Below are 24,033 nucleotides of genomic sequence, written 5' to 3' on the forward strand. Positions count from 1 at the left end.
CCGCCTGGCCAAATCCCCTTATTTCCCCGCCGCCTCGATCAGACTCTTGAGAGGAGTCTTGGGATTGGACGGGATAAGCTGATGGAAAACCGGAATACCCTGCTCGCAAAGCTCCTTCGCGGCCTCGAGCTCATCCGGGTTGAGCATGATCGTGGAGTTGAGGGCGACCTTGCTATCCGGATCGGACTTGTCGAAGCGGCCGACGTTGGCAACGTTCACGCCCTCAATCTTGCCCGGCGCGCCCTTAACGAGCTCAAGCACGTCACGCACGCAGTTGGTGAGCGCGAAGATGCGCATGGAGTCCGCGCGCGGATCGTTCGCGATGCGGCAGGCATCCGGAACGTCCTTGACGAGGAGTTTCTGGCCCGCCGGCGTACCCATGGAAAGCGTCATGCGAAGGGCGTCGCTCTCCACGGCGTGCTTGTTGGCGACGATGATCCTGGTGGTGTTGAGCTCCTTGGTCCACACCAGGGCGACCTGTCCGTGAATCAGACGGTCATCGACTCGAACCTGAACAATCATTGCTTCCTCTCTCTACTTGTTAGTACTCTCTAATCAAAGAAGTCTCCCTCGGACTCCTCGTTGTCCGCGGCCTTGCTCGGAGGCTCGACGACCTGCATCGTCGCCCTCGCCAGCTCGACGCTCTGCTTGATCGAATCTGCCGTGACCGGCTCGGCGCCGAGGAGCGTCTCGATCACGAGGCCGAGGTTCATACCGGTGACGTGGACGATCCCGCGCTTCTCCGGCTCCATAAGGACGACCTTCTGGAAGACGGAACCACCGTAGATGTCGGTGAAGATGATGGCCTCGTCCTCAGGGCCCACCGAGTCAATAAAGGCCTGGATGCGAGGGGTGAAATCAGAGTCGTCCACGTAGCAGTCAACTGCCTCCACCATGTCCGCCATGCCGGTCAGGATTCCGATCGAGCTCCTGATTCCGCTTGCGAGGTGGCCGTGCGACGCGACAAGAACTTTCTTCATCGAGTCTCTCCTAGAGCGAATAGTGGTTGGGGTTCAGAAGCTGGATCTTGCTGACGACGAACGCGCGCATGTCGGGGGCGGCGTCCATCAGGAGGCCTATGCCGTTGCCGTCGTTCTTACCGGAGTTGATGTCCTTCTCGAAGGCGCGGTACATGGAACGGAAGTACTCCGTGGCGATGTTGAACTTACTCATGCCGAGGTTCACGGCCTCCTGGAGCTGCTCGTCGGGGATGTCGGAGCATCCGTGCATGACGAGGGGGACGCTGACGGCCTCCCTGCAGGCCTTGATGCGCTCCATGTCGAGGTTCGGGACCTTGACATAGGGGCCGTGGGCATTGCCGACGGCGATGGCGAGCGAGCCGCAACCGGTGCCCTCGACAAACTCCTCGGCGAGGTTCGGGTCGGTGTAGTGGTCGCTGTTCACGAAGTCGTTGGCGTCAGAGCCGTTGCCGACATGGCCGAGCTCGGCCTCGATGTCGACGTCGAAGATCTTGGCGACCTGGACGACGTCCTTCGTGAGCTGGAAGTTCTCCTCATAGGGAAGTGAGGAGCCGTCGACCATGACGGATGGGAAGCCGGCCTTGACGCCCTTGACGGCGATCTCGTAACCAGCGGAGTGATCCTGGTGGACGGCGACGGGCACGCTCGCGCGCTCGGCGTAATAGCGGGCGGCGAAGGCGATGATGTCGAGGGCGCAGTGGTCCTCGAAGCCAGGCCAGTACTGGATGATGATGGGCATGTGCTCATCCTCGGCGGCCTGGATCGCATAACGGATGGTCTCCGTATTGATGACGTTAATCGCGGGCACGCCATAGTGGTGCTCGGTCGCATGTTGAAGAAGCTCGTTGACCTTGATGAGTGACATCTTTGTCTTCCTTTCACCTGAATAATCATTGGATCGGACAGTTCTCAGCTCGTCAGCTGGTTGAACACGAAGCGAAGCGCGAGGCAGGCAGGCGCTTGCGAGGCGCGGTGGAGCCTATGCGGCCGCCTCCTCAGGCTGTGGCGCCGCGCTTCTACGCCACAGCACGTACGTCACAAGAGCAACGACCGCAGCAATCGTTGAAGCGAGGGCGAAGGCCAGGAAACCCGCGTGCGTGCCGAGCGCGTCGCACGCCCAACCGCCAAACAAGTTCGCAACCACGACGGACAGACCGCTCTGGACCATCGCGAAGGCGCTCTGACCTCGAGCGCGACAATCCTCGTAGGTGTGGTTGGCAATGTAGGTAACGCAGGAGTAGTAGACGGTCATGTAACTCACGCTCTGCAGCAGCTGGCCGCAGACCATGACCGGGACGATGCCGGTGCCCACGAGCACGAGCCTGAGCGCCGCCATGAAGCAGGAAAAGATCAGGAGGTTCATCTCGCCGAAGCGCCTGACCAGCTTGGAGGAAACGAGCAGGATGGGGATCTCGCTCGCAGCGGAGACCGCACTCAGGACGCCCACGAGGTTCTGACCCTCGCCAAGCTCGACCGCGTAGCGGCCCAAGAACGCCCCGATGAAGCCAATCGCGGCCGAACTGATGAAGGCGAAGACCAAGACGAAGGCGATCTCATTGCTGGTGAACAGCGAGAGGAGGCCCTTTCCGTGGGAGACCTTGGGATCGTCCGCGGCATTGGCGCGAATTCCCGCCTCGGGGAGGCGCCACATGTGAGCCGCGAAGACCACCAGCGCGGCGGAGACCACCGTGAACTGGATTTGAGGAGCCATGTCGAGCAGCCGACCGACGATCAGGACGACGATGGCATAGCCGATAGTGCCACCCATGCGAATGCGAGAAAAGTCCAGGCCAGAGCGATCCGCGAGCTCGATGACGAGGGAGTCGCTCAGGGGCAGGAGCCCCGAGAAAAACGCCGAGAATGCAAAGGTTACGAGAAGGACCGGGACGAACGTCGACGCCAGGTAATACAGCGGAGCGAGTACCGCCGCCGCAAGGCAGAGGGCCACGATGACCGCGCGGCGGCGCCCGAGCTTGTCGGCGATCGTCGACCAGAGCGGCTGGATGGCGAGCGCACACACCGGGGTCGCCGCGAGGAGGATGCCGGTCTGGGCCGCGCTGAGGCCGAGGCTCGTGTAGTGAGCGGAGAGAAACGGCGAGTACACGCCCGCGCAGACCCAGTAGAGTACGTTCGCGAAGAACAGCGAAGTCATGCTTGCGTTTGTCTTGGCGTTGTGCATCGTGCTTCTCCCTTCTTGCTCGCCGGGTGCCTGTCTGGGCTTCGAAGTGATTCACCATCTAGCGTGAAACGGAGTTGCGAGGCGTTGAAACAATGTTCTGTTGTTTCATCGTTTTCGTGCCGTTGTTTCACGACTCATAAGATAGCAGCTCAAGCTGAGATTGCGCCGAGGAAGTACCGATTTACCGTGAACGGTAGGAAATCAGCGGTGAAACGCTATTTCACCGCTGATGAAACATTTTGCTTACTTTTCACCTCTCTTGACCTAAGATACAAAGCAAGCTAGGACCAAGGAGTAACCATGGATAAGACAGGGGATGTGCTCAGCCACATCTGCGCGGTCATGAGCAGCCTATCCCCCTCGGAGAAGGCAATCGCAACATATGTGCTCGACCACCCGTCGGATGTCGCAACGATGACCGTCCGCGAACTCGCCGCAGAAACCGGTACGTCACCGGCGTCTGTTTCGAGATTCGCAAGGACGCTTGACTACCGAACCTATTCGGACATGCGTCTGGCGCTCGGCATATCCATCAGCAGGGCATCCGGCGAAGAAAAGGCCACGGACGGCAGGATTACTCTGGACGACGTCGAGGGCTCCATCAAGTACGTCCTGTCTCACAAGGTCAAGGAGCTCTCCCAAACCGCCTCGCTCATTGACTCCGATGACTTTTCGGCAGTCGTCAATCTGCTCCACAACGCCAACCTCGTCCTGATCGCGGGCGTCGGCAACTCGATTAACATGGGCGTAAACGCGGCGTTCAAGCTCTCGCAGGTTGGAGTCAGAGCGTTTTGCCCCAGTACCACCGAAGCCATGGTCTCCGTCGCAACCAGCCTCAAGGAGAATGACGTTCTGCTCGTCATTTCGACGTCCGGATACTCGAAGCGCCTCGTCAACATATTCGACTCTGCCGAGGATTCGAACACCCCCATCATCATGATCACAGACAACCCGGATACGCCGCTCGCGAAGCGTGCCACGCATATCATCCGAGCCATCTCGCGAGATCAGGCCATCACCGGAACCGAGATCGCCTTCTCGCACAGCTCGATCAACTTCGTCATCGAGCTGCTGTTCCTCTTCCTGACCTCTTGCTGGGATGACCCGGTAGAGTTTAACAGGATCATCTCGAAGAATCTCATGGGAGACAAGCAATACAGCTAGGACGACGCACGCCGGCGCACCGATGCCCAGACCGAAACGGGAGGACCCCTTGATAAAGCTCATCCTCGCAGACATGGATGGGACCCTGTTGCCGTTTGGCTCAAGGGTCGTATCGGAGCGCACGCACAGCGCGATTCTTTCGGCGCTCGATGCGGGCATCGCGTTCGGCCCCGCAAGCGGGCGCGACTACGCCGACCTGGCCGATGCCTTTGACGGCGACGCGCGCTGTTTCTCGACCGGCATCATGGCCAACGGAAAGAAGGTCTTCTCCAGCGGCGAACTCGTGTTCAAAAAGACGCTCTCGACGGAGGCACTCGTCAAGCTCGATAGCGCTGTACGCCCCTACGCGGGGACGTCACTCTGGCTAGTCGCCGATGTCGATGAGACAGGCAAGCGCTGCGAGCAGTTCCTCTGCGCCGTCGAGCCTGGCGACGAATTCGCCTTGGACGTCGTTAAGGACTCCGGAAGAGACATGGCGCTCGGAGACGTGCCCACGAACCGTGACGTCATAACCGCCGGCATCTTCGTCAACGTCAGCTCCGCCCCGACGGAAGTCGTTCGGAGTCGATGCAAGGAAGCCTGCCCAGAACTTGATTTCCCCTCGCCCGTCCCATTCTTCCTCGATGTTGTTCCGGCTGGCTGGAGCAAGGTAAACGGACTCGACGCGCTTCTCGGCAGCCTTGGGGTCACGCTGGACGAGGTCGCTTTTATCGGAGACTCGGAAAACGACGTGACGCTCCTCGATAAGGTGCCGAACTCCTACGCAGTCGCGGGCGCGATGCCAGAGGCGAAGGCCGCGGCCCATCACCTGATCGGGAACGCAGCCGAGGACTCCGTCGCGAAGCTCATCGAACAGATTGTCCAGCAGCGAGGCTAGGGTTCCGCCAGCGTGGCATGCGCCGCGTGCCTCGTCATCCGTTCGTGGCGCGCTACCTCGTGACGATCCAGAGCGTGGCCATCGTCGCGACGCCGATGCCTACGATGAGCGCGGCCCACAGGACGCGGACCACGGGGTTCATGTCGCCCGCCACCACCATGTCGTTCGCGTGCCAGAACCAGCTCTCGTTTCCCTCGCACATGATGCCCTCCCTTGGCCTCGATTACGCCATCTATGGCCGAGCAATCGCAGGTCACGTGCCATGGATTTGCCCTACGCCCAGCTTTCAGTTCTGTAAGGCGGCGGGAGCCTGTGCGAGGCCCCGAGTCCTGAGGCTGTTGCAATGAAAATGGGAATCAAGGAGCACGCATCAATCATATGGGTTCCTTTCGAGGGCGATGGCAAACGAAGCATCCATCATATAATGGAGCGACGCAACCAGAGAGGTCACCCATGGAATTTTATGCAAGCTGCCCCGAGGGCTTTGAGTCCGCACTCGCCGACGAGCTAAAACGGCTCGGGCTTTCGCATGTACGCCGCCTTAAGGGCCGCGCTACGTTTGAGGGCGAGCTCGAAGAAGGCTACCGCGCCTGTCTGTGGTCGCGCCTGGCCAGCCGCGTGTTTGTGGTGCTTGGGCGCTTTGAGGCGCAGGATGCCGATGCGTTGTACGACGGCGTTTACGACATCGCCTGGGAGAGCATTGTTCGCCCGGGCGCCACCATCGCCATCACCGCCCGCGGCGTGACCGAGCAGCTGCGCAACACGCGCTTCTCGGCCCTGCGCGCCAAGGACGCGCTGTGCGACCGTCTGGCCGAGACCACGGGCCGTCGCGCCGATGTCGACGCCGCCAATCCCGACGTCCACCTGCTGCTTTCGCTGCGTCAGCGCCGCGCGAGCATCAACCTGGACCTTTCGGGCGACCCGCTGTTCAAGCGCCTGCCGCCCGCCGCGACCCGCGCCGGCGAGGGCACACACGTGCTGCGCCCCGACTATGCCGCCCTGGTGCTGGCGCAGGTCGGCTGGACTGCACTGTGCGAGCGCGAGCTGACGGCCGACGATTACGAGAACGAAGCCCTGCCCACGCTGGTCGACGCCTCGTGCGCCGGCGGCGGTCTGCTGTTGGAGGCCGTGAACATTCTGACCGACCGCGCCCCGAGCGCCGCACGCGAGCGCTGGGGCTTTGAGGGCTGGCGGCTGCACGACGCCACTCTGTGGGAGCAGCTGCTCGCCGAGGCACGCGAGCGCGAGGCGGCAGCGCGCGAGCGCCAGGCGCGCATCGTTGCCGTAGATATCGACCCCGCCGCCCGCAAGACCGCCGAGCGCATGGTCAAGTGTGCCGGCTACAAGCGCTTTGTCGATTTTTGCGCCGCCAAGCCCGCCACCGTGCTGGACCATGCGGGCGCTGTCGCCGGCGCCGCCGTGGTCGCGGACACCACCGAGACGCCGCTTTCGCTCATGCACGACGCCATGACGCTCATCGGCGAGCTGCGCCGCGCGCCCGAGCTTGCCGCGGCGCCGGTCGCCGCGCTCACCCGCGACGGCCTTATGGCCCGCGCGCTCCATGCCGAGCCCGCGCGCTCCATTGCCGTCATGCCCAACAACGAAGAGGCGACTATCGAGGTTTGGCCCTCGCTCGACCACGCCGCCGCAGCGTTTGAGGCTGCGACCAGCGCGGATGCCGAGGCCGAGGTTGCGGATGCCAACGACGTCATCAGCGACGAAGCCGCCGCTTCCGCCATGCCCGAGCCTGCCGCCATGCTCGACCTGGGCGACGGCAAGCCGCTGCCCGTGCTCATCCCCGAGTCGGAGCAGTTCGCCAACCGCCTGCGCAAGAACGCACGCCTGCGCCGCAAGTGGGCCAAGCGCGAGGGCGTGAGCTGCTACCGCGTCTACGATGCCGACCTGCCCGATTACTCCGCCGCCATCGATCTGTACGAGGGCTGCCCGCAGACGCCGGGTCGCTGGCTCGTCATCGCCGAGTACGCCGCACCCAAGACCATCGATCCTGCGCTGGCCCAGGCCCGCATGCTCGACATCTTGGCCATCGCGCCGCGCATCCTGGATGTTCCGGCCGAGCACGTGCACGCCAAGGCCCGCATGCGTTCGCGCGGCGGCTCGCAGTACGGCAAGCAGGGCGCCGGCAAGGGCGGCCCGGGCGAGCGCGCCAACATCGCGCGCCGTCGCCTGCCGCTCATCGAAGAGGGCGGGCTCACCTTTGCCGTCAACTTTGACGACTATCTGGATGTGGGCATCTTCCTGGACCACCGCGTCACCCGCAACCTAGTGCGCGAGCACGCCAAGCAGGCGCGCCGCTTCCTCAACCTGTTTGCCTACACCGGCACTGCCACCTGCTATGCGGCAGACAGCGGCGTCGAGGAGACCGTGACGGTCGACCTCTCCAACACCTATCTGGACTGGGCCGAGCGCAACATGCGCCAGAACGGCTTTGTGGGGCCTCAGCATCATTTTGTGCGCGACGACGTGCTCGCCTGGATTCGCGACCAGCGCCAGACGCGCAACCGCTGGGACCTGATCTTTGTCGACCCGCCCACGTTCTCGAACTCGTCCAAGATGGGCCGTCGCACCTGGGATGTTCAGCGCGACCATGTTGAGCTTTTGGCCGGCGTATCGCGCCTGCTCGCGCAGGGCGGCCATGCCATCTTTAGCTGCAACCTGCGCGGTTTCCGCCCCGAGACGCGCAAGCTTGCGCGCGCAGGCGTGGTGCTGGAGGACATTACGGAGCAGACCATCCCCGAGGATTTCGCGCGCAACCAGAAGGTGCACCACTGCTACATCGTGCGCCGCCTGCCCATCGAGGACGCCATGGCCGAGGTCGGCTTTAGCGCCGAGGAAATTGCTGAGCGCGTCGAGGAACTGCGCAACCCCGGAGCCCGCAAGCCTCGCGCAGCATCGCCCGCGCACGCGCAGGCCGGCGTCCGAGGACCGCACGGCGACGACAAGCCCGCCTGCTCAGGCAAGCCCAAAAAGAAGAAGTTCTACGCCAGCAAGCCCAAGGGCAAATAAACAAAGTTGCGGTGGAATAGTCCCTAAAAATGCCTGGTAAAGGCCCAAACAGGAACTATTTCACCGCAACTCATATTGGGATGATGGTTGGCGATCTAGCCTTGGGTGACCAGGCGATAGCCGATACCCACGTGCGTCTGGATATAGCGCGGGTGCGCGGGATCGGACTCGATCTTTTTGCGCAGCGTACCCATAAAGACGCGCAGGCTCGCCAGGTCGCTCTTGGTCGCCGTACCCCAAATCTCGTGCAGGATAAATTGGTGCGTCAGCACCTTGTCGGCGTTGTGCGCCAGCAAGCAGAGCAACTTATACTCGATCGGCGTCAGATGCAGCTCCTCGCCATCCATCATGGCAATGCCAGCATCAAAATCGATATGCAGCTCACCGGTATTAAACGAGCCCTCGGAGGCAACGCCGCCCGTTTGCGCATACGAAAGGCGCCTGAGCGTGGTGCGGATGCGCGCAAGCAGTTCCTCGACCGAAAACGGCTTGGTCAGGTAGTCGTCGGCACCGGCATCGAGCGCTCGGATCTTGTCCGCGTCCTCGCTGCGCGCCGAAACCACGATGATCGGCATGCCCGACCACGCGCGCACCGACTCCACCACCTTGACGCCGTCCATATCGGGCAGGCCCAGATCGAGCAGCACAATGCTCGGCGCCTGCGACGAAGCGGCGGCGATGGCGGCGTGGGCGGTCTCCACAGCCATATGGCGCAAACCGTGCGCCTCGAGCGCGGCGACGATAAGGTTGCGGACGGCGGGATCGTCCTCAACGACCAAGATGAGCGGTTTCACGGCAGAGTTCGGCACAGCGCTACTCCTTATCAAACGAAACGTCGGCGGCGGGAAGCTCAATCGTAAAGACCGAACCGTGCGGGTCCGCCGCGGTAACCTCTATGCTACCGCCATGTGCCAGCGCAATGGAGCGGCAGAGCGAAAGCCCCAAGCCCACACTGCGGCAGCTGTCGGCCAGGCCATGGTTGGCGGTGTAGAACGACTCAAAGATTCGCTCGCGGTCCTCGGGCGCAATGCCCGGGCCATCATCAGCAACCGAGCACGCCACGCATCCATCATGGACGCCAATCGAGATCACGATATGCGAGCCCGCAGGCGTATAGGCGATGGCGTTGTTCACCAGATTGACCACCAGCTGCACCATCAGGCGCGCGTCGACGTTGACGAGCGCCGGCTCATCGCACGCCACTACCTTAAGGTCATGCTCGCGCACAGCCGGATTTACGTGACGCAGCGCCTCCTCGACGATATCGTCCATGAGCTCGAGCGTGGTCGACAGGTGCATGCCGCCGCCCTCGAGCTTGGTGATGGCGAGCAGATTCTCGACAGTGGCATTGAGCCATTGCGCGTCCGAGCGAATGGATAGGAGCATGCCGCGGCGTGTCTGGTCGTCGAGCACGGCCGTGCCGGTCGAGCCCTGGTCGAGCAGCACATCGGCATTACCCGAAATACTGGTAAGCGGCGTGCGCAGGTCGTGCGAGATGGAGCGCAGCAAGTTGGCACGCAGCTGTTCGTTTTTGGCGAGCACTGCCGCTTCCTCGCGAGCCTCCATGGCGCGGGCGCGATCGAGCGCCAGCTCGCCTTCGCTCACGATGGCATCGGCAAGCGTCCGCTCCTCGGGCGTCAGCGCATCGGGCTCGGCGACAATGGCGAACACCCCCACCACCGAGGCGGGATCACCCGCGCGCACCATGGTGTCACCCGAGCGCACGGTCAGGTATATGCCGTAGAACGCCGAGGCGCCATAGGTGGCATCGAGCGGCGTTCCCACATAGGCGGACGCCGAGAGCCGCGGCGGCATCTGGGGCGCCAGCTGGTGTACCGGCGCGGCATCGCCCACGGCCGTGTACGTCGTGCGCGGCAGCAGGTCATCGTTATCGGCATCGGCGCTATACCACACGACCGGACAGTCCGAAAGACGCGCCAGCTGCGTTGCCATAGCGTGCACAATCTGTTGCTGATCGCCACACCGCTGCAGCATGCGGTTGGTCTCGAGCACCATCTGCGTGCGACGGTCGCTGGCGGCAGCCTGCGCCAAGGCGCGGCGCAGGGCCAGCGCGATCGAGCTCGATACGAGCGAGACCGCAAACATGATAAAGAACATGCCGGGATAGACGCGGTCGATAAACGACAGCGCGTAGCGCGGGTCGACAAACAAGAAGTTGTAGAGCGCCACGGCGGCGGCAGAGCTCAGCAGGCAGTACAGGCGGCTCCAGGTAAAGAAGGCGCACAGCTGCACAGCGAACACATAGACGATCATGATGCTCGGCGCGAGCCCCGGATGGTCGAGCAGCGCGCCCACAATCGTCGCCGCAGCTAGCAGCCCCGCCGATACGCAGGCGTCATACAGAGGGCTGCGACGCGTCAGCGTTGTACGCCGCCACCAAAAGTTCTCGGCAATATCGCCGTCCGCACGGACGTCCATCAGCGCCCCGCCCCTCTCTCAAAAACAAAAACCACCACAAAGGGGACTGGCACCTTTGCGGTGGTTGCCTCCTTGTGGTGGTTCCAAGTGTAAAGCCTTTGCAACCTGCGGTCGTTAGACAAACAGCACGTGCGCAAGCAGCGCGCAAACGCACGCCGCGACAAGCAGCGTCACCACGATCGAGATCACGCGGTCGGCCATGTCCATGTTGGCACGATTCGTAAAGAACCGATCTTCGGCGGCGTCGACGCGCGCCTCACGCACCATTTCGACCACCGCCTCGCGGCCATCGAGCGCCTTTGTATCCATGTTTGCCTCCCCGGCCTCAATCTTGTCCATCGAAAACCAACTCCATGCAGCCCGTCGGCGCCTACGGGCGCTCGTCGGGAGCCAGGCGCTGCATCTTGCTCACGGCCTTAAACTTGGTGAACAGCGGCACGTACTCAAAGCTCACGTTGGAGTTCTCCAGGCCGTACCAGCGCGCAGGCGTGCCGGCGGCGCGGCGGATGATGTACTTGAGCGTGATGGCCGTACGCTCGCTGGGCTCCACGTCGCTTTCGGGCGCCAGCAGCTTGCGGATCATGACGAACTTAAACGTACCGATGTTGCCCGGATCCTTGTAGACCGAGTAATCGTGCGTCTGCGCCGGCAGCTCGCCGCTGGCAGCCAGGTCCTGAACAACCTGGCGCAGGTAAGCATTGACGCGCTGGTTGATCTTATAGCCCAGGTACAGATGCACGCGGAATACGTAGTCGGTGCCGAACGTCTCGACCGAGTAGGCAAAGGTATGCGGCTCGTCCATGGTCTCGACATTCACGAACCACCAGGCACGAGCGCGCTTGGGGTGCTTATCCAAAATCGAGTAGACGATATCGCGGTCGATATAGTCGGTGTTGGTGTCCTTGGTCAGGTACACGATGTTGTCGCTCATGAGCTCGTAGCGATCGTCGTCGCGCAGGCGTTTGAGCTGCGGCAGATAGCTGCGCAGCGGCAGCAGCGTAAACTGACGTTGCTCGACCGCCGTACCGTTGTACCAGCACACCATGATGCCCATGATGAGTGCAGCCATGAGGATGGTGAAGTAGCCACCGTGGAAGAACTTGGTGAGCGAGCTCACAAAGAAGAAGCCCTCGAGCAAAAGGAAGAAGGCGGCAAAGACCCACGGCGCGACCTTGAGATTGCGCTCCACGTGCAGATAGAAGAAGAGCAGCATTGTCGTGCACATCATGGTCAGGGTAATGGCCAGGCCGTACGCGGCCTCCATGTGCGCCGAGTTCTGGAACAGCAGCACCACGACGACGCAACCCACGAGCATGACGTTGTTGACCATGGGGATGTAGAGCTGGCCCTTGGTCTCGGCAGGATAGAAGACCTGCATATGCGGCATGAGGTCCAGGCGGCTGGCCTCGGACACCAGCGAGAATGCGCCGGTGATGAGCGCCTGCGAGGCGATGATGGCCGCAACGGTGGAAAGGCCGACGGCAAAGGGGCGCAGACCCGGGGCGAGCATCTGGTAGAAGGGGTTGAGGTCTGCGATACCCATGAGCTCCGGGTTGCCGGCGTTGTTGATAAGCCACGCGCCCTGACCCATGTAGGACAGCAGCAGGCAGCACTTAACGAACGGCCAGGTGGCGTAGATGTTGCCGCGGCCCACATGGCCCATGTCGGAATAGAGCGCCTCGGCACCGGTGGTGGCGAGGAAGCAGCTGCCTAGGATCATGATGCCCGCATGGTTGTTGGGGCTCAGCAGAAAGCCGATGCCGCGCAGCGGGTTGAGGCACAGCAGCACCGCGGGATGCTGGAAGACAAAGAATAGGCCCGTACCGCCCAGGAACAAAAACCACAGCGTCATGATGGGGCCAAAGGCGTGACCGATCTTGGCCGTGCCGATGCGTTGCACCAAGAAGAGCGCAATGATAATGGCGAGCGTAATCGCGACAACGCGACCCTGGTCGTCACCGAGCACGGCGTGGACCGCCGGGATGGTGCGAAGGCCCTCGATGGCCGTGGTCACGGTAACGGCCGGCGTCAGGATGCCGTCGGCGAGCAGTGCCGCGCCACCCAGCATAGCGGGGATGATGAGCCACTTGCCGCAACGCTTGACCAAGCTGTACAGGGCAAAGATGCCGCCCTCGCCGTGGTTGTCGGCGCGCAGCGAGATCAGCACGTACTTGACTGTCGTCAGCAGCGTGACCGTCCACACGACAAGGGAGAGCGCGCCAAGCACGAACTCCTCCGTCACACTTCCGATGCCGCCGTTGCCGGCAACGAGCGCCTTGGTTACATACATAGGGCTGGTGCCGATATCGCCGTACACCACGCCCAGCGTGACGAGCATCGCCGAGATGCTCACAGGAATCGCAGCGTGCGAGGCTACTTCCTTTGCCTTTTGTTCCATAAGCCGGTTTCCTCCCAATTTTAACGTTCGACGGGATTATATGTAATCAGCCCATATTTTAATGGCGCCGTTTTCCCAGCTAGATAAACATTTATGCGGCCTTTAGGCCACCGCGGCGATATGGAATGTGACAAGGGGACGCCCCCTTTGTCACATTCGTCATTTTCCGAGCCAGTTTTTGAACCACCACTCCATAGAGCGGCTCATCTCGGCCATAAAGGGGCTCGTGTGCTTACGGGTGTAGATGTCGATGACGCGCTCGCCCACCTCGCGGGCGTGCGGGCGAAACATCGCATCCATCTCGGCCACTTGCGCATCCATCGTCGCGGCGTCGGCGCGACAATAACGCTCCTCGTGCACCAGGTTCACCACGGGATGCGCGATTGCCGGGCGCTCCTTACGGGGCGTGCCGATGATGAGCATCGACAGCGGCATGGTATAGGCAGGCAAGTCCAGCAGTGCGGCAACTTCCTCGGCGTTCTCGACGATATCGCCGATATAGCAGCTCCCCAGCCCCAAGGCCTCGGCGGCAACCACGGCGTTTTGCGCGGCGATTACGGCATCCTGCGCCGCGATGGCAAAGTCGCCCAAACCCGGCGCGCGGCGGGGCGCCTTGCCCATGCGCTCGACAAACTCGGGTTCAAAGCAGCCCACGTGCTCAAACAGATCGATCCACTTGGCATAGTCGACCACAAATATAAGTGCCCAGGGCGCCTTGGCGATCATGGGCTGGTGGTCGCACAGGTCGGCCAGACGGTCCAGCGTAGCCTGCTCGCGAATGCTCACGATGGAATACATCATCATGGCGCCCGCCGACGGCGCGCGACTCGCCGCATGCAAGATCGCCGCCCGCTGCTCGTCAGTCACCGCTACGGGACGGTCGTTGTCATCGCGCGCAAAAGCGCGCGTGGAGGAACGGTGCTCCAACGTGTCCAGCACCGCATTGCCCGTCGTCTCGACCGGATAGCCACACGTATCCACAGCCTTGGTGCAAACCTGCTCGTCCATCGCCTCATCCTCGCTAATTCTTTAAGAAGCCTTTACGTTTCCGTGTAATTCCCGTCCATTATCGCGCAGGTCGCCACTACATTGCGCCACACCGCCACACGTGCGCGTTAATATGGCTGGTTGTTGTGCGCAGTCACCAAATGCAGCGCATATCTTGGTAACAATCGGGTAAACCCCCGCTTTCGTACGTTTTAGTTTGTGAGGAGTCTCAGCATGTTCGCTGCCGCCATCTCGCTCGTCGGTCTTGCGGCGACCGTCTACCTTGTCTTGCGCGAGGCCAAGGCCATTCGCGCTCAGTCGGGCGTCGTCGCCAAGGGCGCCTTCGCCTGGAGCGTCGCCTTTGGCCTGTTCCAGCTCTTTTTGACTATTTGGGGCGCCGTGGGCCTCGTCGCCCAAAACGAGCCGCTCGCCTTTGTGATGCTCATCCTGACCAATGCCATCCTCACCGGATGCGCTTGGGCCAGCATCGCCCGCGACCGCATCGCCCCGCGCGTCTTTGCGTTCGCCGAGCCCGACGCCCCCGCCCCCACCGGCAAGCTCGCTCGCCTGCGCGGCGCCTTTGTGGGCAAACCGCTCGTCGCCGCCGTCCTGTGCCTGCTGCTCGCCGGCGTCTTTGCGCTGCTGGGCATGGAGGTCTCGTCCAACCACGACTTTACCTGGGTCTACCCCCTGTGTATCCTGCTCGAGTGGGCCATCATCACCACGCTCATGGCTGGCTTGTTCTTCCTGTTCCAGCGCCACGGCGCAGCCCCCGCCGTCCTGGCCTTTGCCCTCTTTATCCTGGGCATTGCCGAGTTCTTCGTCATCACGTTTAAATCCATGCCCATCCAGCCGGGCGACCTTTCGGCCATCTCCACCGCCGCCGCGGTCGCCGGCAACGGCTACACCTTCTCGATCTCGCTGTTCTGCGTGCTGTCCATGGGCTTTACCGCCATCGCCATGCTGCTGTGCGAGTACGCCGGCCTGGTGGCACCGCACCGTCAGAAGGGCGCCGCCAACGCCAAGCGCATGCTGCTCACCAACCTGCTCGTGGCAGTGCTGTGCCTGGGCGGCGTGACCGCGCATGTCACGCTCATCGACTACTACAACACCCTCGGCATCACCGTCTACACCTGGCGTCCGCTCGAGAGCTACTGGCGCGAGGGCTACCTGCCTGCCTTTATTAGTGCGGCGCAGTCCATCAAGCCGCCCAAACCCGCCGACTACTCCGTCGACGATGCCAAGGCCACGCTCAAAAAGTACGCCAAGGCCTACGACAAGTCCGACGCGGCCAAGAGCGACGAGCGCGCCGCCGCCCAGGAGCAGTTCGACAGCGAGAAGCCCACGGTCATCGCCATCATGAACGAGACGTTCTCGGATCTGTCGATCTACCAGAACATGCGCGCCGGCTACGAGGGTCCGCAGTACTTTAAGAGCCTGTCCAACTGCCTCAGCCGCGGCAAGCTCTATGTGAGCGCCTACGGCGGCGGTACCGCCAATACCGAGTTTGAGTTTATGACCGGCAACTCCATGGCCAACCTGGGCTCAGGCGTGTACCCCTACACCATCTACAACATGGAGACGACTGGGAACCTGGCAGAGCAGTTCAAGTCGCTCGGATATTCCACCACGGCCATGCACCCCAACCACGCGACCAACTGGAACCGCGAGAACGTCTACAAGGACTTTGGCTTTGACCAGTTCCTGTCCATCAACGACTTCCAGGGTGCCGATACCCTGCGCGGCATGGTGACCGACCAGGCAACCTACGACAAGATTCTTGAGCTGCTCGATCAGAACGCCGATCCGCAGTTTATCTTCGACGTGACCATGCAGAACCACTCGGGCTACGACACGGGCCTGCTGCCGGTCGACAAGCAGATGCACCTGAACATCGACACGACCGACCTGGACGCCAAGACCGTCGAGGACGGCACGCTGTCCGATGTCGACGAGTATGTCTCGTGCATTGAGCAGTCCGACCAGGCGCTGCGTTACTTCCTTAACGCCTTAAGCAAGCTCGACCGCAAGGTGGTCGTGGTGTTCTGGGGCGACCACCAGCCGTTCTTCCCGTCCAAGTTCAATGACAAGTGGTTTACCAACGAGGACGACGCCACGCACCAGGAGCGTCTGTGGCAGACCGACTACATCATCTGGGCCAACTACGACGTTGCCGGCTGCGACCAGACAAGCGAGGTCGACGACCTGTCCACCAACTACCTGTCCACGCAGCTTATGCAGTTGATTGGCGCCCCGCTGACCGACTACCAGAAAGCGCACATGACGCTGCGCGAGTCGCTGCCCGCCATCAACTCGGTGGGCTACGAGGACGCCAGCCTGCGCTGGGCGCTCTCCTCCAACGTCACCGGTGACGACGCCGCTGCCGCAGCCGCCACCAAGGCGCGCGAGGATTACGCCAAGATGCAGTACTACGAGATGTTCCGCGACGGCAAGAACGTCTATACGGAGCACTTCCAGACCGAGGCCAACGAGACCGACCCCAACCTGGCGCCGGGCACGACCAAGATCAAGTAGCGACACGTCTTAACTGGTTCGTCTGCCCGGCGGCGCGAAACGTAAGGTTCCCTGCTCGGACAGTCCTGCTCGCACGGAGAGCACATTAAGTGCTCTCCGGCTCGTGCGGAACTCGCGATGAACCTTACATTCCGCGCCGCCGGGCAGACGCCTCGGTGTTGAAGCGCGGCTTGTCATGAAAGCATCCGCAACATATATAAGTTGAAGGCCACATTAAGTGGCCTTCTTTGTATTCGGAATGTGTATCCCGGAATCTGCCTTCGGAATGGGACGCAGTTTCCACTTGAGGGCCTGTCGGGAAAGCGCATCCCACTTCAAGAGTAAATTCCGGGTCGCACTTTCCGCTAAGGCTCTCAAGCGGAAAGTGCATCCCATTCCAAGCCTTAATTCCGGGACGTAGTTTCCGGACAAGACATCAACCGGAAAGTGGGGACCACTCTGAGCGCCGATTCTGGGACACACTTTCCGAAACCCCGCCCATCCGGAAAGCCCGTCCCACTCCGTATACATCCAGGCATGAAATCATCAGCTTATTAGGCCTTCTATCAATAAAGAGACACCCTCCCGGGCGGCGGGCACGAAGTTCATCGCGAGTTCCGCACGCAAAGAAGGCCACTTAATGTGGCCTTCGTCTTGCGCAGGACTGTAGAGCAGGGAACTTCGTGCCCGCCGCCCAGGAGGGCGTTGCGTTTAGAAGATGGACCTAGCGCTTGTTCCTCCGGGACAAAAGAAGCGCGGCTATAAAAGCGATGATGGCAAGCGCCAGCAACACCAAAAGCAAAGCGAGCGTGTTGTCGCCCGTTGCCGCCAGACCAAGCAAGCCGGGCTTCTTGCTGCCAGCAGGTTGTACGGGGATCTTCTCGCCATCGTCTTCGGCGGTGATTTCCCAGCGAATTGCCTTGTTTGCGTCGGCAAGCTCGTTGCCCACCGACGTCGGGACACTCAGCTGCAGATTGAGCACCGTGCTGCCATCGCTCGTGAACGTGGCGACCTGCGTTGGATAGGCGAACACGCTGCCCGGCGTTCCCGTCTGGAGCCAACCGTCAGACGCATCGCCAGCCGACGCCGTTAAGGTAATGGGCGACAGCAGGTGCGCCGTCTCGTGATTGACAACGGCCCGCACAAACACGCGTACCTGGGACTTTACGCCCGTGGCACGAACCTCGATCTGCTGCTCGCGCGCATCGCCGGGCATTAGATCTTTAAAGGCGGGAAACAGATCGGGCTCCCCCGAGGAGCCCGTCGCCCCCGTTACCGTCAGCTGGCGCGCATTTCCGTCATAGGCAATCGCGGGAGTATCGGCAAACGCACGGGCGGGAACAGCGAGCGCGACCACGCAGAGAATGGCCGCGACCATGCAACGCAAGGAGCGCGCAACACCTTTACGAATCGGGAACGCCATACTTACGCACCTCCATGCGGCGGCACCAGCACGTCATTCTCGACCGAGCAACCCCATGCGTCGTGCACGGCCTCATCGGGCGTCGCCTGGACCGCCTGAGTGGAGATATCCACGACAAGATTGCGACCTTCGGTTGCCTTGAGCTCGGTAACCCTATTAATGAGCACGCCGGTTTCCGCGCCGGGAGCGACGGGCGACGTCCAGTAATAGAACCCGTCGCTCGCCTTAACCCAGTTATAAGCCGAGTTCGCGCCCGAGGCATCAGCCACGCTCCACGCAATCTCGTAATCCGCCTCACCCTTCGGCTCCTCCTTCGGCTCATCCCACAGGCGTGCGCCATCCTGGTCCTGCCAGTAGATATCCACTGCAGCACGAATATAGGCGGGCGCGGTACCCGTGTTCTTCGCCTTGACATCGCTTTTCACTTTGCCGTTGAGCGTTTCCTGAACCGATGGCGTCACCGACCCGATGCCGAACTGGTTGACCAGCACGCCCGTAACCGAAAGCCAGGCCAACGTGCCTGCCGTACCGGCCAGGAGGATAACCCCCACCAGCAAGGCGATGATGCGCTTGCGCTTGGACATGCTAATCCTCCTTCTTTGCTACGTTGCCGTTGCTCCAAACGTTATGGGCACGATTGCTGCCGTCGATCCATTTGTCGTTCACACGCGTGTTCGTGCAGGTGAACGTGGCATCGTTCGCGCTCGATGCAGCGGAGATAGTCGCCTGCGCCTTATCGCCCGGCTGCTTGCCAGGGACGCCGATTTGGTTGCTGTAGCGCCATGCCCACGCTGAGTCCTCCTCGACGGTGTAGATACCCGCCGGGACCGCAAGCTCGATAGCGCCGGAGTACCAGGCGGAACCGTCCTTCAGCTGCGCATCCGATGACACCGTTACCTCAACCGTGCGCTCCTCCAAGGCGTTGCCGTCCATGCCGGCCCGGGAAACCTTGAAGCGGAACGTCTTGCCCTTCGCCCAGCTATCCTGGGTTTGCTTGACGATCTTGAGCGTATGCGTAGCGGCGAAATCGAACACCGCATTGCCATCGCTCTGAGTGCCGTCGCCCGTGAGCTTGTAGTCCAAACGATTCGTCAGCTCAAACGAGCCCTCGCCTGAACCCGAACTGTAAAGCGAGACATACTTCCCGTTGACAGGCGCAGGAGTCTGGCCAGGAAGACCATAGCCCACGCGGTCAACGTGCACCGTCAGTTGCGTGCCCATGAAGGGCTTTGCAAAGCAAGCCTTGAACGGCGCCTTATCGCTCTTGTCATCTATCGTGTTCGCGGCATTGGGATCAAGCAACCACTTGAGCTGCCCGGTCACATTCTTAGGGCTCGCATCGTCCGATGTGTCGTTAGCGACGACCTTATACGTCACCGGATACAAATCCATGTTGGCTGTAACCGGTTTACCCTTGAAGTCGCTCCACGCCACAGCTTTGTCGCCATTAACCCACTGCCACTCCAAGAACAACTCCTTCAAGCTGCTATCCGCTCGCTCGCCCAGGAATGCGACGATTGCGGAGTAGGCTTCGGGATCGTAGGCCACTTCCTTTGGCTCCATGACGGGTTCACCCTTGTCGTCATAGACCGGGTTGCCGTTCTCGTCCATCTTGGGCACCTTAACTGTCTGAACAAAGCCGGCATTGCCATCCTGGCCACGCAGAACACTCGTATCGTTCGGGTCTACCGTAGCGGTGTAGATGACGTTGTCTTCGGTGTCGTGATAGCGCACTTTAAGCGGCGTCTTCTTGTACACCGCAGTGTAGGTCACGCTCTCAAAGGGCTCGCTGCCCTCGAGGGGATACTTCTCATCGTCAGTCATCAGGGTGTACTGCCCGTCATTGACATAATCGCGCGACCAGCCGACAAAGTCGTACTTGGTGCCGTCAGTGCCCTCAACCTCCTCGGCGGCCTTGACCTCAAGAGAAATCTGGTCGCCGGAATCAGTGCGGCCGAGGCTACGGACAAGATCGGGATTCGCAAGTTTAGAGTCAATGTTCGATTGAACGGTAACCAGGTTGGGACGGTAGACCGGGTACAGCTCCATGGGGGCCTTGACCACGGTAGAAGCACTCACCATACGGATGCCCTCTGACCAAGCGACATAGCCCTTGCCAGGCGCCGGCTCGGCTTCCGTCCAGCCCACGAAGACGTTGAACTTGCCTGTATCCGCATCGATAGTGCTGACGTCATAAGTAGGCTTCGGGATGCCGCCATTAAGGTTGCCGAGCATATCGTCTTGCTGAGCAACTTTGCCGTCCACATCCGTGGCATTGAGGTGGTACACAACCGCCAACGGCGAATAGTACGCCACGAATGTATAGGCTCCGCCAGGTTCCACCGGATAAGAGCAAGTACCATGCTCCACATCGTAGGGAAGCGTCTTGATCTCGCCGTTCGGAAGCTCGATCTCAACCTTCTGCAACTTATACAGCTCACCGCCTGCTTTATAAACCGGAGTCGTGACGTCAGGGGTCACCGTTGCCGTAGCAGGGTCGGTGCCCGCGTTGATAACGGGATCGATGTCGTACCTAGGCACATCGACCTTGTCCGTGCCCTTGAAACCGGCGCGATACAGGTTGGTGGTGTACCTAACATCGTACTTCGCGTACACCGGATAGGCATCCTGCCACTGGGTGACCTTAAAATCTGGTTTCACCAGATACGGTTCGGCCTTATCCGGGTCAGAAGTAGTGAAGGAATCACCCTTGACATCGTAGATATAATTCCAGACGGGAGAACCCATCTGGACCTCGGCGGTCGAAATCCAGCCCAGGAACTTATAACCCGGCACCGCCATCTCCGCATCGGTCGGAGAAGACTCAAGGGTCAAGGGGCTTTCATAAGAACCAGTTAGCCCGTCCTGCGGCTTTCCTTTTGCCTCAACCGAGGTGTTCACATGCGGGTAGTAATACGTGAACGTCGGATCCGCCCCGTTCACCTTGGTCTGCAGCAAGTTACTCTCATAGCGCCGCGTGGCAGTCCTCACGACATTATCGCCCTTGTTGTAGAAATTAACGTCCGTGGTAATCATCGCGCGAACGTAGTACTTCTTATCTGTACGCACCATGCTCTCGATGGGATTTTTCACATATGTCCAATATTCACCATCGCGCTCAAGCGTCCAGAAATTCAGGCGATAGCGATCATTCACCGGTTTGACCGTTACGTTCAGCGAAGCCGAAGTCCAAGTATCGCTTAGCGTTGCAGCGCCTGGAAAATCGGTATCGGCATAGAGGTTTTTTAGAGTATCGGCTCCCGTATCGTTTTTAACGTTGTGCGAGTACGCGTTAAGGGGACTCACGACAAGGGTTTCCTTCGTGAAGCGCGTGCCACACGTTTCATAACTATCCTTTATACCGTGGTCAACATGCTCCGGGCCCCAGTGGACGACGTTTTCACGCACGAAGGTACTACCGACGTTTTCCTCAAAGGGCGTTTGATAGCGATTCCAAACGGAACAAAGTAGCTTGCTGTCCGTAAACTCATGGTTGGTATAAGCCCGAACGTAATAATCCACGCGGTACTCAAAGCGGGCGATGTAGGTATGCGGCGCGGTTAAATCGACATCGGCGGGGAGCGTATAGCTGGGATCGCGGCTTACGCGCACCTCGAGCGGGGCATCCTCGGTTCCCTTGTTTTCATACCAACCCAGGAAACGATAGCCGTCGGGCAGCTGGCCCTCCTCGGATATAGCTTTACCGGATACGTCGAGCACCTGTACGGTATACGCGCTTGTGCCATCTTCTGCAGTCTCAACCTTAACGTCAGTTTTGCCCACACCGTCGCGCCGAGTCTGATCGTCGGTTGCATCCTGCTCATTGCCCTCAAACACCGTCATGATGTTCGACACATAGTCGGTGTACACCGGATAAAAATCGGTAGGACCAAGCACAGTGATCTCGGTACCGGCAGGATAGAACGCGCCGGCATTTTTTAGCTCGGCGAGCTGGGTCGAGGTAATGGCTGCATAGCCACCGTTCATCTGAGCCTCTTCGCTCGGCTTCGTTGTCCAACCGATAAAGGTGGCGCTGGAAGACAGCGTGCCACGATCGGTAGGAGCGGCGGGGTTGAGCTTCGCGCCGTAGCGATACCAATCGCCCGATTTGTCGTGTGCAGTGCCGCTCTGGCAATCGAGCGTTTCGCCCTGGACGTTATAGAACAGCACCTGCGCCTCGTACGAAGCGATAAACAGGTCATTGCCCTTAAACCCGTCGACTCCCTTGGCATTATCGGCGGTATAGGTCGACGTATGCTCGTGTGCCTCGCTCTTCTGGACCTGCTTGCCGGCAGCCACAGCATCGGCATCGGTCTTGCCGTCAAACCAGCTGTTGTCTTGTCCAATTCGATTCACACGCACATCGGGCTCACGGAACCAGCCCATGAAGCGATAACCGCCGTTGGCATCGGTCAAGCCCTTGGGCTTTGCGGAGGTATCCTGCCTAAACGTCACCGATGTATCGCCCTGGGCCAAGCCCTGAGCCGTTCCCGCCAGCACGGCGCTCACGGCAAAGGCATACGGGTCCGAGGTCGCCTGATCAATACCAAGTTTGGTTGCCTCGATGGTCGCGGTACCCGCACCGGGAAAATCGATCGTCGCCTTAACGCTCTGGCCATGCACGGGAATCTTCAGCTTGTAATCCATCGCCCACTCATTGGTGTGCTGGCCACCCAGGGCATCGTCGTTGTCGGTCGAGCGCATGGTGCCGGCACAATAATCGTAGTCGTGCTCCTCCCACAGCTCACGCGTGGTGTAGCGCTCGTCGTCCCATGGACCATAGCTGTCGCCCTTGGTGGTACCGTCGCCGCCAAAAGAGGGGATCTTTTTCTTAGCCGCGGTACCCTGGCTGCTGCCTTTTAGGCTCACGCTCGGCTTAAAGTAGCACTCGGTGACCGTGGCATCATCCTTGTTGGCACGCGCGGCAATACCGCCCAGGTTCACATCGTTTTGAATGATGGGGATCACGGCGATGGGATTGTACTGACGCGAGCTCAAGTCACCCGCAAAATGGCTTCGAACGAGCTCGTTGCCCTTTTCGGTTAGAATACGACCCGCCAAGCCACCCGTCCACGCACGCGTCACGGCGACGACGCCCACATATGACGCGGCATAGCTGTAGCACTGCGCCGTCGAGAAGCAGTCGATAATCTTGGCCTCGCCCGCCATGCAGCCCACAAAACCCGAGGCGTACACGTTGTTGCCGCCCAGGGCGCCAATGGCCACGTCGTACTTATTGGTGACGTCGGTCATGCCAATCGAGCCATCGTCTTTGCGCGTAGGCGTAACGCGGCAGTACTCAATCGTCGAATTTGTAACGTAGCCGGCAAACGCCGCCATATACAGACCCTCACCGCCGAGCGCCTGCACGCCCGAGGTCGCGTTGTTAACGGCGCGGCCACCACGTACCTCGCAGTTATAGAGGGTACAGCCGTCGAGCTCGCCGGCGATGAGACCGCCCTCAAAGCCTGCGTTGGTAATGAGGTTGAGAGCATTGTTGGCGCAGGTCACGTGCAGCGTGCTCTCCATGACCATAACGTTTTCGAAACGCGTTTTGACGGCCTTGCCCACGATAATGCCACCGCGGAAGTCCGCCCACACGTTGGCGTCCTTGACCAGGAAGTTTTTGATGGTGGCGCCGTTGGTCTCGGCAAAAAATCCCGTATCGCGCTCGGGGTCAAAAGCGTCTTTATCGTAGTTCAGGCCCTCAACGGCGTGGTTTTGACCATCGAACACGCCCTTAAACGGATGCTCCTTGTTGCCAAACGACAGATGCTTAACGGTGTCTGCAACGATGGTTTTCATGTCGTCGCTGTCGAGCTCAATGTCGTTATCGAGATAAACGTGCCAGCCGGACGTATCGCGCTCGCGCGACAGCGCCACACACGACAAAAAGTCAGCCTCGTTTTTGATGTGGAATTCGATTTTGGCCTCGGGCACATCCTCGGCATGCACCACCGTTGGCAGCGCCATAACGCAGCAAAGGGCAATCGCTGCGACGGCAACCAGCCTGCTAAGCATACCCCGGTTCATATTCTTGATCTTCAT

Annotated in this window: 17 protein-coding genes; 4 read left to right on the forward strand and 13 right to left on the reverse strand. The window is 60.7% G+C overall.

Annotated elements, in window-relative coordinates:
- Positions 1–18: 18 nt before the first annotated feature.
- The 4 genes from DW171_RS00970 to DW171_RS00985 form a co-directional block, all read right to left on the reverse strand.
- Positions 19–522: a PTS sugar transporter subunit IIB gene (locus tag DW171_RS00970; protein WP_117635575.1), complete on the reverse strand. Its 504-nt coding sequence runs from the start codon at positions 520–522 to the stop codon at positions 19–21.
- A 29-nt stretch (positions 523–551) separates the two neighbouring features.
- The gene (locus DW171_RS00975; RefSeq protein WP_117635576.1) at positions 552–980 is read right to left on the reverse strand and encodes a PTS sugar transporter subunit IIA; all 429 of its coding nucleotides are present in this window, start codon (positions 978–980) and stop codon (positions 552–554) included.
- Positions 981–990: 10 nt separating this feature from the next.
- Positions 991–1,845: a class II fructose-bisphosphate aldolase gene (locus DW171_RS00980; RefSeq protein ID WP_117635577.1), complete on the reverse strand. Its 855-nt coding sequence runs from the start codon at positions 1,843–1,845 to the stop codon at positions 991–993.
- 114 nt (positions 1,846–1,959) lie between these two features.
- Positions 1,960–3,159 carry an MFS transporter gene (locus tag DW171_RS00985; protein WP_118270180.1) on the reverse strand — a complete coding sequence of 400 codons (1,200 nt, stop codon included), beginning with the start codon at positions 3,157–3,159 and terminating at the stop codon, positions 1,960–1,962.
- A 300-nt stretch (positions 3,160–3,459) separates the two neighbouring features.
- On the opposite strand from DW171_RS00985, the gene DW171_RS00990 reads away from it, so the two are divergent.
- Complete coding sequence (locus DW171_RS00990) at positions 3,460–4,323, forward strand: MurR/RpiR family transcriptional regulator (protein ID WP_117635579.1); 864 nt, start codon at positions 3,460–3,462, stop codon at positions 4,321–4,323.
- Positions 4,324–4,372: 49 nt separating this feature from the next.
- Positions 4,373–5,200, forward strand: a complete 828-nt coding sequence (locus DW171_RS00995) for an HAD hydrolase family protein (protein WP_158558712.1) — start codon at positions 4,373–4,375, stop codon at positions 5,198–5,200.
- 52 nt (positions 5,201–5,252) lie between these two features.
- Here DW171_RS00995 and DW171_RS10115 read toward each other — a convergent pair whose 3' ends face one another.
- The gene (locus DW171_RS10115) at positions 5,253–5,402 is read right to left on the reverse strand and encodes a hypothetical protein (RefSeq protein ID WP_158570987.1); all 150 of its coding nucleotides are present in this window, start codon (positions 5,400–5,402) and stop codon (positions 5,253–5,255) included.
- 251 nt (positions 5,403–5,653) lie between these two features.
- On the opposite strand from DW171_RS10115, the gene rlmKL reads away from it, so the two are divergent.
- A complete protein-coding gene (gene rlmKL, locus DW171_RS01000; RefSeq protein ID WP_118270181.1) occupies positions 5,654–8,224 on the forward strand; it encodes a bifunctional 23S rRNA (guanine(2069)-N(7))-methyltransferase RlmK/23S rRNA (guanine(2445)-N(2))-methyltransferase RlmL in 2,571 nt (856 codons plus the stop codon).
- Between the two features lie 95 nt (positions 8,225–8,319).
- Here the strand turns inward: rlmKL and DW171_RS01005 are convergent, their stop codons facing one another.
- The 5 genes from DW171_RS01005 to DW171_RS01025 form a co-directional block, all read right to left on the reverse strand.
- Complete coding sequence (locus DW171_RS01005) at positions 8,320–9,033, reverse strand: response regulator (protein WP_199586771.1); 714 nt, start codon at positions 9,031–9,033, stop codon at positions 8,320–8,322.
- Positions 9,034–9,037: 4 nt separating this feature from the next.
- Positions 9,038–10,663, reverse strand: a complete 1,626-nt coding sequence (locus DW171_RS01010; protein WP_089573157.1) for an ATP-binding protein — start codon at positions 10,661–10,663, stop codon at positions 9,038–9,040.
- A gap of 114 nt (positions 10,664–10,777) precedes the next feature.
- Entirely contained in the window at positions 10,778–11,002 is a 225-nt protein-coding gene (locus DW171_RS01015) for a hypothetical protein (RefSeq protein ID WP_118270182.1), read from the reverse strand.
- A gap of 31 nt (positions 11,003–11,033) precedes the next feature.
- On the reverse strand, positions 11,034–13,061 hold the full coding sequence (locus tag DW171_RS01020; protein WP_118270183.1) for a KUP/HAK/KT family potassium transporter: 2,028 nt from the start codon (positions 13,059–13,061) through the stop codon (positions 11,034–11,036).
- 159 nt (positions 13,062–13,220) lie between these two features.
- Positions 13,221–14,069, reverse strand: a complete 849-nt coding sequence (locus DW171_RS01025; RefSeq protein ID WP_118270184.1) for a nitroreductase family protein — start codon at positions 14,067–14,069, stop codon at positions 13,221–13,223.
- A 213-nt stretch (positions 14,070–14,282) separates the two neighbouring features.
- Between DW171_RS01025 and DW171_RS01030 the strand changes: the two genes are divergently transcribed.
- Positions 14,283–16,583, forward strand: coding sequence for an LTA synthase family protein (locus tag DW171_RS01030; protein ID WP_118270185.1), 2,301 nt, complete (start codon positions 14,283–14,285; stop codon positions 16,581–16,583).
- A 703-nt stretch (positions 16,584–17,286) separates the two neighbouring features.
- On the opposite strand, the gene DW171_RS01035 is transcribed toward DW171_RS01030, so the two are convergent.
- Genes DW171_RS01035 through DW171_RS01045 form a run of 3 tightly spaced genes read right to left on the reverse strand, consistent with a single transcriptional unit; the run spans position 17,287 to position 24,033 of the window.
- Positions 17,287–17,985, reverse strand: a complete 699-nt coding sequence (locus DW171_RS01035) for a hypothetical protein (RefSeq protein WP_118270186.1) — start codon at positions 17,983–17,985, stop codon at positions 17,287–17,289.
- Positions 17,986–17,987: 2 nt separating this feature from the next.
- The gene (locus DW171_RS01040) at positions 17,988–18,569 is read right to left on the reverse strand and encodes a hypothetical protein (RefSeq protein ID WP_117640426.1); all 582 of its coding nucleotides are present in this window, start codon (positions 18,567–18,569) and stop codon (positions 17,988–17,990) included.
- Between the two features lies 1 nt (position 18,570).
- Positions 18,571–24,033: a hypothetical protein gene (locus DW171_RS01045; RefSeq protein WP_118270187.1), complete on the reverse strand. Its 5,463-nt coding sequence runs from the start codon at positions 24,031–24,033 to the stop codon at positions 18,571–18,573.

This window comes from Collinsella sp. AM15-2 (genome assembly GCF_003471985.1).
Classification (GTDB): domain Bacteria; phylum Actinomycetota; class Coriobacteriia; order Coriobacteriales; family Coriobacteriaceae; genus Collinsella.

What these genes read in the sequence shown, in the direction of transcription:
- DW171_RS00970 (WP_117635575.1), bottom strand. Translation starts at nt 522, where the DNA reads ATGATTGTTCAGGTTCGAGTCGATGACCGTCTGATTCACGGACAGGTC.
- DW171_RS00975 (WP_117635576.1), bottom strand. Translation starts at nt 980, where the DNA reads ATGAAGAAAGTTCTTGTCGCGTCGCACGGCCACCTCGCAAGCGGAATC.
- DW171_RS00980 (WP_117635577.1), bottom strand. Translation starts at nt 1,845, where the DNA reads ATGTCACTCATCAAGGTCAACGAGCTTCTTCAACATGCGACCGAGCAC.
- DW171_RS00985 (WP_118270180.1), bottom strand. Translation starts at nt 3,159, where the DNA reads ATGCACAACGCCAAGACAAACGCAAGCATGACTTCGCTGTTCTTCGCG.
- DW171_RS00990 (WP_117635579.1), top strand. Translation starts at nt 3,460, where the DNA reads ATGGATAAGACAGGGGATGTGCTCAGCCACATCTGCGCGGTCATGAGC.
- DW171_RS10115 (WP_158570987.1), bottom strand. Translation starts at nt 5,402, where the DNA reads ATGTGCGAGGGAAACGAGAGCTGGTTCTGGCACGCGAACGACATGGTG.
- rlmKL (WP_118270181.1), top strand. Translation starts at nt 5,654, where the DNA reads ATGGAATTTTATGCAAGCTGCCCCGAGGGCTTTGAGTCCGCACTCGCC.
- DW171_RS01010 (WP_089573157.1), bottom strand. Translation starts at nt 10,663, where the DNA reads ATGGACGTCCGTGCGGACGGCGATATTGCCGAGAACTTTTGGTGGCGG.
- DW171_RS01015 (WP_118270182.1), bottom strand. Translation starts at nt 11,002, where the DNA reads ATGGACAAGATTGAGGCCGGGGAGGCAAACATGGATACAAAGGCGCTC.
- DW171_RS01020 (WP_118270183.1), bottom strand. Translation starts at nt 13,061, where the DNA reads ATGGAACAAAAGGCAAAGGAAGTAGCCTCGCACGCTGCGATTCCTGTG.
- DW171_RS01025 (WP_118270184.1), bottom strand. Translation starts at nt 14,069, where the DNA reads ATGGACGAGCAGGTTTGCACCAAGGCTGTGGATACGTGTGGCTATCCG.
- DW171_RS01030 (WP_118270185.1), top strand. Translation starts at nt 14,283, where the DNA reads ATGTTCGCTGCCGCCATCTCGCTCGTCGGTCTTGCGGCGACCGTCTAC.
- DW171_RS01035 (WP_118270186.1), bottom strand. Translation starts at nt 17,985, where the DNA reads ATGGCGTTCCCGATTCGTAAAGGTGTTGCGCGCTCCTTGCGTTGCATG.
- DW171_RS01040 (WP_117640426.1), bottom strand. Translation starts at nt 18,569, where the DNA reads ATGTCCAAGCGCAAGCGCATCATCGCCTTGCTGGTGGGGGTTATCCTC.
- DW171_RS01045 (WP_118270187.1), bottom strand. Translation starts at nt 24,033, where the DNA reads ATGAAGATCAAGAATATGAACCGGGGTATGCTTAGCAGGCTGGTTGCC.